Here is a 13,709-nt window from a genome sequence, read left to right as displayed (position 1 = left end):
GCCGATCGTGAGGGGTTGGCGGCTGTTTTGGCGGGGATTCCGGCGGATCGGCCGTTGACCGGGGTGGTGCACACCGCCGGCGTCCTCGACGACGGGCTGGTCCAATCCCTCACCCCGGAACGGGTGGACGCGGTGTTGCGGCCCAAGGTGGACGCGGCGTGGAACCTGCACGAGCTCACCCGTGACCTGGACCTGTCGGCGTTCGTGATGTTCTCCTCGGCCGCGGCGGTGCTGGACGGGGCGGGGCAGGGCAGCTACGCCGCCGCCAACGCCTTCCTCGACGCGCTGGCGGCGCACCGCAGGGCTCAGGGGCTGGCCGGGCTCTCGCTGGCCTGGGGTTTCTGGAACCAGCGCAGCGGCATGACCGGCCACCTCGCCGACGCCGACGTGGAGCGGATGGCCCGCTCAGGACTGGTCGCCCTGTCGTCGGAGGAGGGGATGGCCCTGTTCGACGCGGCCCGCGCCTTCGACGAGGCGCTGCTCGTGCCGATCCACCTCGACCTCGCCGCGCTGCGCGGCGAGAACGGCCTGCGCTCCGCGCTGCTGCGGGGCCTCGTCCGCGCCCCCGCCCGCCGGGTCGTCCGGGCCGTGGGAGGCGTCACCTCCAGCGCCTCCGGTCTCGAACAGCGCCTGGCGGGTCTGTCGGAGGAGGAGCAGCTGGCCGCGCTCGTCAAGCTCGTCTGCGCCGAGGCCGCCGGGGTGCTCGGGCACACGAGTGTGGACTCGGTGGAACCCGAGAGGGCGTTCAAGGAGCTCGGGTTCGACTCGCTCACCGCCGTCGAGCTGCGCAACCGGCTCGGTGGTGCCATCGGGCTGCGCCTGCCGACCACCCTGGTCTTCGACTACCCCAACCCCAGCGTGCTCGCCGAGCACATCAGGGACGAGATCGCCCCGCCCGCCGCCGACCCCTCCGCGTCCGTGCTCGCGGAGGTCGACCGGCTGGAGACCCTCCTGTACACGAGGAACGGCGGGGATACCGACAAGATCACAGCCCGGCTGCGGGCGCTGCTCCGCAAGTGGGACGACACGCACGGCGACCCGGTGGAGGCCGAGCCCCGGCAGGACTTCGAGTCGGTCACCGACGACGAGCTCTTCGCGGTCCTCGACGGGGAACTCGGCGCCTCCTGACGGCGCCTCCCGACGGCGCACCCCATGACGAATCCCTACTGCCCCGAGGCTGGTTGACGTCCGATGCCGAATGACGACAAGCTGCGTGACTACCTCAAGCGTGCCACCGCCGACCTGCAGCACACCCGACGCCGCCTGCGCGAGGTGGAGGCCAGGGAACGCGAGCCGATCGCGGTCGTGGCCATGAGTTGCCGCCTGCCCGGTGGGGTGAACAGCCCGGAGGAGCTCTGGCGGCTGGTCGCGGACGGGAAGGACGCCATGTCCGGGTTCCCCGGCGACCGGGGCTGGGACCTGGACCGGCTCTACCACCCCGACCCGGACACCCCCGGCACCACCTACGCCCGCGAGGGCGGGTTCGTCGCCGACGCCGGCGGTTTCGACGCGGGCTTCTTCGGGATGAGCCCGCGCGAGGCGCTGGCGTCCGACCCGCAGCAGCGGCTGCTGCTGGAGACCTCGTGGGAACTGCTGGAACGGGCGGGCATCGATCCCGCCACGGTGAAGGGCAGCCGGACGGGCGTCTTCGTCGGCGCGGCCTCCAGCGGGTACGGCATCGGCCAGGGTGTCTTCCCCGCGGGGGTCGAGGGTCACCTGCTGACGGGCACCTCCACCGCCGTCATGTCCGGGCGGATCTCCTACACCCTCGGTCTCGAGGGACCCGCGGTCACCGCCGACACCGCCTGCTCGTCCTCGCTGGTGACCCTGCACATGGCGTGCGAGTCCCTCAGAAGGGACGAGTGCTCCATGGCCATCACCGGCGGCGTCACGATCATCTTCACTCCCGAGATCTTCGTGGAGTTCAGCCGCCAGCGAGGCCTCGCCCCCGACAGCCGGGTGAAGGCCTTCGCCGCGGCCGCCGACGGCACCGCCTTCTCCGAGGGGATCGGCCTGCTGCTGCTGGAGCGGCTGTCGGACGCGCGTCGTAACGGTCATCCGGTGCTGGCGGTGGTGCGGGGCAGCGCGGTCAACCAGGACGGTGCCAGCAACGGCCTGTCGGCTCCGAACGGCCCCTCCCAGCAGCGTGTCATCCGCCAGGCGCTCGCCAACTCCGAACTGGTGGCCGCCGACGTCGACGCGGTGGAGGCGCACGGCACCGGCACCATGCTCGGCGACCCGATCGAGGCCCAGGCGCTGCTCGTCACCTACGGTCAGGACCGCCCGGCCGATCGTCCCCTGTGGCTGGGCTCGGTGAAGTCCAACATCGGCCACACCCAGGCCGCCGCCGGGGTGGCGAGCGTCATCAAGGTGGTGATGGCCCTCCGGCACGGCCTGCTGCCCAGGACCCTGCACGTCGACGAGCCCACCCCGCACGTCGACTGGTCGGCGGGTGCGGTGTCGCTGCTGACCGAGCCCGTCGAGTGGCCGGAGAACGGTCACCCGCGCCGCGCGGGAGTCTCCGGTTTCGGTATCAGCGGCACCAACGCCCACGTCATCATCGAGCAGGCCCCCGCGCCCGTCGACACCGAGGTCGAGGGGGGTCTGCCGGTTCCGGTGGCGGAGTTCGCCGGGGGGCTGCCGTTGCCGTTCGTGGTGTCGGCGCGCGGCGAGGAGGCGTTGGGCGCGCAGGCCGCGCGCCTGGCGGCGTTCGTGGAGGAGCGCGAGGACCTGAGGCCGCTGGACATCGCGCACTCGCTGGCCACGGGAAGGTCCGCCTTCGATCATCGTGCGGTGGTGGTGGGCGGGGATCGTGGGGGTGTGGTGGCCGGGTTGTCGGGGCTGGCCGGGGGAGTCGCGGGTTCGGGTGTGGTGCGGGGTCGGGTGGGTGACGGCCGGGTGGCGGTGTTGTTCACCGGTCAGGGTAGCCAGCGGGCCGGGATGGGCCGGGAGCTGTATGAGCGGTTCCCGGTGTTCGCGCAGGCGTTGGACGCGGTGTTCGCCGAGTTCGAGCCGCTGCTTGAGGGGTCGCTGCGGGAGGTGGTGTTCGCCGAGCCGGGGTCGGTGGAGGCGGAGGAGCTGGATCGGACGGGGTGGGCTCAGCCGGCGCTGTTCGCGGTGGAGACGGCGTTGTTCCGGCTGGTGGAGTCCTGGGGAGTGCGGCCGGATGTGCTGGCCGGTCACTCGGTCGGGGAGATCGCGGCTGCTCATGTGGCGGGGGTGTTGTCGCTCGCGGATGCGTGTGCGTTGGTGGCGGCGCGGGCGCGGTTGATGCAGGCGCTTCCTGTGGGTGGGGCGATGGTGTCGGTGCGGGCCTCCGAGGAGGAGCTCGTCGAGCTGCTGGCCGGGCGGGAGAAGGAGGTGTCGGTCGCCGCGGTGAACGGTCCCGCGTCGGTGGTGGTCTCCGGGGCGGAGGAGGCGGTTCTGGCCGTCGCGGCCGAGTTGGACGCTCGTGGGGTGCGGACGAAGCGGTTGCGGGTGTCGCACGCCTTCCACTCCCCGTTGATGGATCCGATGCTGGAGGACTTCCGCACCCTGGCCGGGACGCTCACCTACGATTCGCCGCGGATTCCGATCGTGTCGACGTTGACCGGGGAGTCGGCTACGGCTGAGCAGCTGTGTTCGCCGGACTACTGGGTGGAGCAGGTGCGAGGCGCGGTGCGGTTCGCCGATGGGGTGGGGGTGTTGGTTTCGGCGGGGGTGGAGACGTTCGTGGAGGTGGGGCCGGAGGGGGTGTTGTCGGCGATGGGGCAGGAGTGCCTGGCCGGTGACGGTTCCGGTGGTGCTTTCGGTGATGGGCCGGGTTCGGCTGGTTCGGGGGGTGGGTCTGGGGCGGTGTTCGTGCCGGTGATGCGCCGGGATCGTGGTGAGGCTTCGGAGTTGGTCACGGCGTTGGGCACCTTGCATGCGCGGGGGGTGGCCGTTGACTGGGAGGCGTTCTTCACCGACGCCGCCACCGCGGCCGGAGTGGAGAGACCACGCCGGGTCGAACTGCCCACCTACGCCTTCCAGCACCGCGACTACTGGCTGCACGTCCCCAGTTCCGGCGACCCTGAGTCCGTCGGCCTCGACACGCCAGGTCACCCCCTTCTGGGTGCCGCCGTCGAGCTGCCCGACTCCGGTGGGCACCTGTTCACCGCCCGTCTCTCGGCCCGTACACACCCGTGGCTCGCAGACCACGCGGTGGGCGAGACGGTGCTGTTCCCCGGCACCGGGCTTGTGGAACTCGCCGTCCGCGCCGGGGACCAGGTCGGTTGCGACAGGATCGAGGAGCTCACCCTGGAGGCCCCGCTGGTCCTGACCGGCCAGAGCGGTGTCCAGGTGCAGGTCGTGCTCGGCGCGCCCGATGACTCCGGGGCCCGCGCGATCAGCGTCTACGGACGTGCCGAGGAGACCGCGGCCGACGAGGCGTGGACCCGGCACGCCACCGGCCTCCTCACCTCCTCGGGCACCACCGGAGACTTCGACCTCGGCCAGTGGCCGCCGCCCGGTGCCGAGCCGGTGGAGACGGACGGCCTCTATGACCGGCTCGTCGACCTCGGCCTCCGCTACGGTCCGGCCTTCCGCGGCCTCAGGGCGGCCTGGACGCGTGGCGACGAGGTGTTCGCCGAGATCGCGCTGCCCGAGGGCGTCGCCGCCGACGCCGCGCTCTTCGGCGTCCACCCGGCGCTGCTGGACGCCGCCCTGCACGCCCTTGCCCTCAGTGACGCCTCGACGGAGCACGCCGCGCTGCCGTTCACGTGGTCGGAGGTGGAACTGCACGCCGCCGGGGCGTCAGGCCTGCGGGTGCGGATGGTGCCGACCGGAGGCGACTCGCTGCGCCTGGAGGCGGCCGACGAGGCCGGGCGTCCTGTCGTGTCGATCGGCTCGCTCGTGCTGCGGCCCATCGGTTCCGCCGACCTCGCCGGCGCACGCACGGACCCCGGGCGTTCGCTGCATCGGGTGGAGTGGGTCCCGGTCGAGGCCGGGACCGTACCGGCGCGGGAATGGGCGCTGCTCGGCGGCGACGTCCCCGCTGCCGGGGAGGCGCTGCGCGCGGCCGGGATCTCCCCGGCCTCCTACGCCGGGATCGAGGAGCTGGTCGCGGCCCTCGACTCCGGTGCGACCGTTCCCGACGTCGTCCTCGTGAGCGCGGAGAGCGTCGGCGAGACGACCGCTCATGACCACGCCCATGCTCACGCCGCCGGACCCCACACCGACACCGAGATCGACACGGAAACCGGCACGGAGGCTGTGGCGGGGGCCGTCCGCTCGGCCGTCCACCGGGCGCTGGACCTGGCTCGGGCCTGGTCGGCCGACGACCGCCTCGATGGCTCCCGGCTGGTCTTCGTGACCCGGGGAGCGATCTCCGCCGGATCCGGTGAGACCGCCCGTGACGTCGCGGGCGCCGCGGTGTGGGGCCTGGTCCGCTCCGCCCAGGCGGAGAATCCGGACAGGTTCGTCCTGGCCGACCTGGACGGTCACGCCGCGTCGGCGGGACGGCTTCCCGCCGCGCTCGCGACCGGCGAGCCGCAGGTGGCGCTGCGGGAAGGAGGAGCCGTGCTGGCCGCCAGGCTCGTCCGGGCGACCGGCGCCGGGCTCGTGCCGCCCGAGGGCGCCGCCTCCTGGCGGATGGACAGCCTGGACAAGGGCACCCTGGAGAACCTGGCCTTCCTGGACGCGCCCGCGGCCGTCGCCCCGTTGGCGCCGGGACAGGTCAGGGTCGAGCTCCGCGCCGCCGGGGTGAACTTCCGGGACGTGCTCAACGCGCTCGGCATGTATCCGGGCGAGGCGGGCGCGATGGGCCTCGAAGGAGCGGGCCGCGTCGTGGAGGTCGGTCCCGGCGTCACCGCGTTCGCCGAGGGCGACCGGGTGATGGGCATGTTCGACGGCGGCGCGTTCGGCCCGCTGGCCGTCACCGACCACCGCCAGCTGGTCGCCGTACCCGGCGGCTGGACCTTCGCCCAGGCCGCGTCGACGCCGGTCGCCTTCCTCACCGCGTACTACGCGCTGGTGGATCTGGCGGGCCTGAAGGCGGGGGAGAAGATACTGATCCACGCCGCCGCGGGCGGAGTGGGCATGGCGGCCGTGCAACTCGCCCGGCATTTCGGAGCCGAGGTCTACGGAACCGCCGGAACCGGCAAATGGGACGTCCTACGCTCCATGGGGCTGGACGAGGCCCACATCTCCTCCTCGCGCACCCTGGACTTCGAATCCTCCTTCCTCGCCTCGACCGGCGGGGGAGGGGTCGACGTGGTGCTCAACTCGCTGGCGGGCGACTTCGTCGCCGCCTCGCTGCGGATGCTGCCGCGCGGCGGCCGTTTCGTGGAGATGGGCAAGACCGACGTTCGCGCGCCCGAGGCCGTGGCCGCCGAACATCCCGGGGTCCGCTACCGCGACTTCGACCTCGTCGAGGCCGGGTACGACCGGATCGGGGAGATGCTGCGTGCCCTCCTCGACCTGTTCGAGCGGGGGGTGATCCGGCCGCTGCCGGTGGCCGCCTGGGACATCCGCCGTGCCCCCGAGGCGTTCCGCTTCCTGTCGCAGGCCAGACACGTCGGCAAGGTCGCGCTCACCCTGCCCGTGCCGCTCGCCCAGGACGGCACCGTGCTGGTGACCGGCGGCACCGGCGGCCTCGGCGGCCTCGTCGCCCGCCACCTGGTGACCGCCCACGGTGTCCGCAACCTCCTGCTGACCAGTCGTGGCGGTCCCGCCGCCCAGGGGGCGGAGCGGCTGCGTGCCGAACTGACGGCCCTGGGGGCGAACGTCGAGATCGTCGCCTGCGACGCGGCCGACCGGACCGCTCTGGCGAAGCTGCTGGCCGGGGTGCCCGCCGAGCATCCGCTCACCGCGGTGGTGCACGCCGCGGGCGTACTGGACGACGGGACGATCGCCTCACTCACCCCCGACCGGGTGGACAGGGTGCTGCGCCCCAAGGCGGACGCCGCGCTGAACCTGCACGAGCTGACCCGCGACCTCGACCTGTCATTGTTCGTACTGTTCTCGTCGGTGGCCGGCACGTTCGGCAGCACCGGGCAGGGTAACTACGCGGCGGCCAACGCGTTCCTGGACGCGCTGGCCGGGCTGCGGCGCGCGCAGGGACTGCCCGCGCTCTCGCTCGCCTGGGGCCCCTGGGCCGAGGTCGGCGGCATGCTCGGCACCCTCACCGACGCCGACATCGGCCGGATGGCCCGCGACGGTGTCGTGCCGCTGACACCGGAGGAGGGCCTGGCACTGCTCGACGCCGCGGCGGGCAGGCCGGAGTCGGCGCTGGTGCCGATCCGCCTCGACGCCAAGGCGCTGGCGGCCAAGGGCGACCGGCTGCCGCCACTGCTGCGGGGTGTGGTGCGCGCGCCGGCCCGCCGTACCGCGACGGCCGCCGGGGGTGGACAGACCGGTGCGGACCTGCTCGCCGGCCTGGCCGCGCTCCCTCCGGCCGACCGTCACCGGATGCTGCTCGACCTGGTGCGGGCCGAGGTCGCCGCCGTGCTCGGCCACACCTCCACCGACCAGGTGGAGGCCGACCGGGCCTTCGACGAGATGGGCTTCGACTCGCTCACCTCGGTCGAGTTGCGCAACCGGCTGAACACCGCGACCGGCAGGCGGTTGCCCGCCACGCTGGTGTTCGACTACGCGAACCCGACCGCCCTCGCCGACTACCTGCGCGCGGAACTGGTGCCGGACGAGGCACCGACCGAGGCGCAGGTCCTGCGGGAGCTCGACCGGCTGGGCCGGGTGCTCACCGAGATCACACCCGACGAGGAGACGCGGTTCACGATCGCCACACGTCTGGGAGGTCTGCTGGCCCAGTGGCGCGGAGACAGGCCCGAGCCGTACGCGAACGGCACGGCCGTCGGCGAGGGCGTGGAGTCGGCGAGCGCCGACGAGCTGTTCGCACTGATCGACAAGGGGCTCTGAGCCCCGTGTTCCCGAATTTTCCTGCCGTGATGAACGGTCTCTCCGTACCGAACGCCCCAGCGGTGGGCGCCCGGCTCGACGTGTGGGGAAGGTGACGTGACATGGCGGACGAGCAGAAGCTCCTCGGCTATCTCCGGCGGGTGACCGCGGACCTCCAGCAGGCCCAGCAGCGGCTGCGCGAGGTGGAGGCCAAGGACCGCGAGCCGATCGCGGTCATCGCGGCGGGATGCCGATTCCCCGGGGGGGTGCGCAGCCCCGAGGACCTGTGGCGGCTCGTCGCGGAGGGCCGCGACGGCGTCTCGGAGTTCCCCGGCGACCGGGGCTGGGATCTGGAGACCCTGTACGACCCGGAGCTCACCCGGCCGGGAACCAGCTACACCCGCGAGGGCGGTTTCCTCTACGACGCCGGAGACTTCGACGCGGGCTCCTTCGGTATCTCGCCGCGTGAGGCGCTCGCCGCCGACCCGCAGCAACGGCTGCTTCTCGAGGTGTCGTGGGAGGCCTTCGAGCGGGCCGGCGTCGACCTGACCTCGCTGAAGGGCAGCCAGACCGGTGTCTTCGTCGGCGCCTTCTCCAGCGGTTACGGCACCGGCCTGGACGCGCTGCCGGAGGGCGTGGAGGGCCACCTGCTGACCGGCAACTCCACCGCCGTGATCTCCGGGCGGGTCGCCTACGTGTTCGGGCTCAAGGGCCCGGCGGTCACCGTCGACACCGCGTGCTCGTCGTCCCTGGTGGCGCTGCACTGGGCGTGCGAGTCGCTGCGGCGCGGGGAGAGCACGCTCGCCCTGGCCGGAGGGGTGACCGTGATGGCCACGCCCGAGGCCTTCGTGGAGTTCAGCCGCCAGCGGGGTCTCGCGCGAGACGGCCGCTGCAAGGCGTTCTCCGACGACGCCGACGGTACGGGGTGGGGTGAGGGCGCGGGCATGCTGCTGCTGGAACGGCTGTCCGACGCGCGCCGCAACGGTCACCCGATCCTCGGGGTCATCCGCGGCTCCGCGGTCAACCAGGACGGTGCGAGCAACGGCCTGTCCGCACCGAACGGGGTGTCCCAGCAACGGGTCATCCGCCGCGCGCTGGCCAACGCCGGTCTGGCCGCGTTCGACGTGGACGCCGTCGAGGCGCACGGCACCGGGACCACCCTCGGCGACCCGATCGAGGCGCAGGCCCTGCTCGCCGCGTACGGCGGAGACCGTCCGCAGGACCGGCCGCTCTGGCTGGGCTCGATCAAGTCGAACATCGGCCACACCCAGGCCGCCGCCGGGGTCGCGGGCGTGATCAAGATGCTGATGGCGTTGCGTGCCGGTGTCCTGCCCGCCACCCTGCACGTGTCCGAGCCTTCCTCCCACGTGGACTGGACGGCGGGAAACGTCCGGCTGCTGACCGAACCCGTCGAGTGGCCGGACGACGTCGACCGGCCCCGCCGTGCGGGCGTCTCCTCCTTCGGTGTCAGCGGCACCAACGCCCATGTGATCGTCGAGCAGGCCCCGGCCGCCGAAGGCCCGTCCGGGGAGCCGGGAGAGGCAGGGGAGGCAGGGGAGGCAGGGGAGACCGTGCCGATGCTCGCGCTGCCGGGCGGCGCGGCGGCGTGGGCGGTCTCGGCGAAGAGCGCGCCCGTCCTGCGAGCACAGCTCGACCGGCTTCTCGTCTACGCCGAGGACCACCCCGGACGGCCGGTCGCCGACATCGGCCTCGCCCTGGCCGCGCGCACCGCCTTCCCGCACCGGGTCGTGGTCGTGGGACGCGACCGCGAGGAGTTGCTGGCAGGAGTGCGCGGGCTGGTCTCGGGCGACACCGTCACAGGCCCGGTCACCGGCGCGGTCACCGGGGTGGCGGCCGGGACGCCGGGCAAGACGGTGTTCGTCTTCCCCGGTCAGGGCTCGCAGTGGGCCGGGATGGCCACGGAACTGCTCGCCGCCTCCCCCCTCTTCGCCGCGCACATCGCCGACTGCGAGCGGGCACTGGCGCCGTTCGTGGACTGGTCGCTGTCCGGTGTGCTGCGCGGGGAGGCGGGGGCACCCCCGCTGGACAGGGTGGACGTGGTCCAGCCGGTGCTGTGGGCGGTCATGGTGTCGCTCGCCCGGCTCTGGAGCGGCTACGGAATCCGCCCCGACGCCGTGATCGGCCACTCCCAGGGTGAGATCGCCGCCGCCACGGTCGCCGGGGCGCTCTCCCTCGGCGACGGCGCCCGCGTCGCCGCCCTGCGCAGCCGAGCCATCGGCGACGTGCTCGCCGGGCGCGGGGGCATGGTCTCCGTCGGGTTGCCCGTCGATGAGCTGACCGCGCGGCTGGAGCCCTGGCGGGACCGGATCTCCGTCGCGGCGGTGAACGGGGCCCGCTCGGTCGTGGTCTCCGGCGTCCCGGACGCCCTCGACGAGCTGATCGACGAGCTGACCGGGGAGGGCGTGCGGGCCAGGAGGGTTCCCGTCGACTACGCCTCACACTCCGCGCAGGTCGAGGAGTTGCGCGAGCGCCTGCTCGGTGACCTCGGGCCGATCGAGCCCCGCTCGGGCGAGGTGCCGATGATCTCCACGGTGACCGGCGACTGGATCGACACCACCGGCCTCGACGCCGAGTACTGGTACACCAACCTGCGCCGCACGGTCGGCTTCGACGGCGCCGTCCGCGCGCTCGCCGCGCAGGGGTACGGCGTGTTCGTCGAGACCAGCCCGCACCCGGTGCTCACCATGGGCCTGCAGGAGACCTTCGACGCGCTCGGCCACGACGCCGTCGTCACCGGCACCCTGCGCCGCGACGAGGGCGGGCTGCCCCGGCTCCTCGCCTCCGCCGCCGAGCTGCACGTCCGGGGCGTCACCGTCGACTGGTCCGGCCTGTATCCCGGGGCCCGCCCGGTGGACCTGCCGACCTACGCCTTCCAGCGGCGACGTTACTGGCTGGAGTCCTCACCGGCCGTGCGGGCCCCGGCCGCCGACCCGGTGGACACCGCCTTCTGGGAGGCGGTCGAGCACGGGAACGCGCTGAGCCTCGCCGACGACCTGCACCTCGCTCCCGATGTCCTGAAGGAGATGCTGCCCGCGCTGTCCTCCTGGCGTCGGCGCACGCGGGAGCGGGCCACGATCGACTCCTGGCGTTACCGGGTGGCCTGGCGGCCGGTCGGCGAGCCGGCGGGTGGCCCGCTCACCGGCTCGTGGCTGGTCGCCCTGCCCGCGGACGGCACCCCCGCGGTGGACGCGGTCGTCGCGGGGGTCGCCAGGAACGGCGCCCGGGTGATTCCCTTCGAGGTGGGCGGGCAGGACCGCGCCGCGCTCACCTCGGCGCTGCGCGACCGGCTCGCCGACGAGTCCGTAACCGGTGTGCTCTCCCTGCTGGCGCTGGACGAACACCTCCACCCGGTGCACCCGGGACTCTCACGCGGCACGGCGGCGACCGTCACCCTCGTCCAGGCCCTGAACGACGCGGGCGTCACGGCGCCGTTGTGGGCCGTGACCTCCGGCGCGGTGGACACCGGCCCATCGGGGGCCGCGGAGACCTCTCGGGCGGAGCCAGGACGAAGCGGGGGCGCCGCCCCGTTCCAGGCGCAGGTCTGGGGGATCGGCACCGTCCTCGCCCTGGACCACCCGGACACCTGGGGCGGCCTCGTCGATCTGCCCCCCTCTCCGGACGAGCGGGCCGTCGACCGCCTCTGCGGCGTGCTGGCAGGGCCGGGCGGAGAGGAACAACTGGCGGTAAGGCAGAACGGGATCCTCGCCCGCCGGATGGTGCGAGCACCGCTCGGCGCGGTCGAAAGCGCCTCCGGCTCCGGCGGTGCCCGGCGACTGAGCGGTACCGCGCTCGTCACCGGTGGAACCGGCGGGGTCGGCGCGCACGTGGCCCGCTGGCTGGCGGGCCGGGGCGTCGAGCACCTGCTCCTGACCAGCCGGCGCGGCCGCGCGGCCGAGGGCGCCGTCGAGCTGGAGGCCGAGCTTGCGGCCCTGGGCGTCACGGTCACGATCGCCGCGTGCGACGTCGCCGACCGCGAGGATCTCCGCCGCCTGCTGGACTCACTGCCCGCCGAGTACCCGCTCCGCGCGGTGGTCCACGCGGCCGGCGTCGTCAGGGACGGCGCGCCGCTGCCCGGCACCACGGTCGAGGAGTTCGCCGAGGTCGGGCTGGCCAAGGTGGCGGGCGCGCGTCACCTGGACGAGCTGCTGGGCGACCGGCCGCTGGACCTGTTCGCGCTGTTCTCCTCGGGGGCGGCCGTGTGGGGGCAGGGGGGACAGGCGGCGTACGCCGCGGCGAACGCGTTCCTGGACGCGCTGGCCGCTCGGCGCCGCGCCCGTGGAACGGCGGCCACCTGCGTCGCCTGGGGTGCCTGGGGCGGCGGCGGAATGGTGGACGACGAGGTCGGCTCCCGGCTGCGCCGCCTCGGCGTGCGTGCCATGGAGCCCTCCGCGGCCACGGCCGCGCTCGGCCAGGCCCTTGACCACGACGAGTCCCACCTGGTGGTGGCCGACATCGACTGGAGCCGGTTCGCCCCCGCGTACACCCTCTCCAGGTCCCGCCCGCTGCTGCGCGCCCTTCCCGAGGTCACCGCGATCCTCGACGACGGCGACGGTGAGGAGGAGGCGGACGGAGCGCCGTTGACGGCGAGGCTCTCCGGGCTGCCCGAGGAGGAGAGACTGGACGTGCTCCGCGAGGCGGTACGGGTGCACGCCGCCAGGGTGCTCGGCCACCCCGGCCCCGAGGCGGTCGACGCGCACCAGAACTTCCTGGAGGCGGGCTTCGACTCCCTGACCTCCATGGAACTGCGCAACGGCCTTGTCAAGGCGACCGGGCTGCGGATGCCCGCGACGGTGGTCTTCGACTATCCCAACCCCTCCGACCTGGCAAAACATCTCCTGGGCGAGCTGGCGGCCCGCCTGGACGGTGCCGGGGAGAACGCGCCGGGCGGGGCGGATCCCTCGGAGACCCCCAGCGCGTTGTTCCACGAGGCCGCCCGCGCGGGGAAGATGCACGAGGCCATGGGGCTCCTGCGGGCGATGGCCGACCTGCGTCCCTCCTTCTCCTCGGTCGGGGAGCTCGACGAGATCCCGCCGCCGGTCAAGCTCGCCTCCGGTCCCGGCACATCCGCGCTCTTCTGCTTCAGCACCCCCATGGCGCTGGGCGGGGCGACCCAGTTCGCCCGGCTCGCGGCGAACTTCCGCGGTGTACGGGACCTCTTCGCGCTCACGGTGCCCGGTTTCGCCAAGGAGGAGAGGCTCCCCGGCACGGTCGACGCCGCGGTGCGGGTGTGGGCGGAGTCCGTACGCCGGGCCGCGGGGGACGAGCCGTTCGTGGTCCTCGGCTACTGCGCGGGCGGTATCTTCGCGCACGCCGCCGTCGGCTACCTGGAGAGCATCGGGATCAACCCGCGAGGACTGATCCTGCTGGACACCTTCATGCCCGATGACAAGGTCATCGACGACATAGGCATGCAACTGGTGCGGGGCATGTTCGACAGGGAGGCGTCGTTCGGCCCGTTCACCAGCGCACGGCTGGCGGCGATGGGCCGCTACTACCGCCTGTTCCGTGAGAGCACGGTGGGCGAGGTGCGCGCGCCCATCCTGTTCCTGCACCCGGACACCCCGCTGACCGGCTTCGACGGTGAGATACCCGTCACCGACGGCTGGCGCGCCTCCTGGCACACCGACCACGTCCTCCGTGAGGTCGAGGGTGACCACTACACCATGCTGGAGGACAGGTCTCCCTCGATGGCCCGTGCCATCGAGGGCTGGCTGGAGTCGCTGGAGTCGCCGCCCGGCGACCGCTGAGAACCGTGCCGCCGGGCTCACCCGGCCCGGCGGCACCTTGGGTGCACCAGCGGCCTCTCGGGTACC

The 13,709-nt window shown here is 73.4% G+C and carries 3 protein-coding genes; all 3 read left to right on the top strand.

All coding sequences use genetic code 11. The annotated features are described in order from the left end of the window. The coding region (locus ACIBH4_RS32715) for a beta-ketoacyl reductase (RefSeq protein ID WP_362522377.1) at positions 1 to 1,128 on the top strand (1,128 nt) is incomplete at its 5' end. Between the two features lie 63 nt (positions 1,129 to 1,191). Continuing rightward, the gene (locus tag ACIBH4_RS32710; RefSeq protein ID WP_399173406.1) at positions 1,192 to 7,896 is read left to right on the top strand and encodes an SDR family NAD(P)-dependent oxidoreductase; all 6,705 of its coding nucleotides are present in this window, start codon (positions 1,192 to 1,194) and stop codon (positions 7,894 to 7,896) included. 101 nt (positions 7,897 to 7,997) lie between these two features. Beyond that, positions 7,998 to 13,643, top strand: coding sequence for a type I polyketide synthase (locus ACIBH4_RS32705; RefSeq protein WP_362767051.1), 5,646 nt, complete (start codon positions 7,998 to 8,000; stop codon positions 13,641 to 13,643). Positions 13,644 to 13,709: the final 66 nt, after the last annotated feature.

Source organism: Streptosporangium sp. NPDC050284 (assembly GCF_044459525.1).
GTDB lineage: Bacteria > Actinomycetota > Actinomycetes > Streptosporangiales > Streptosporangiaceae > Streptosporangium.
Note: the sequence above shows the minus strand (reverse complement) of the source record. Positions and strands in the feature narration are given on the sequence as shown.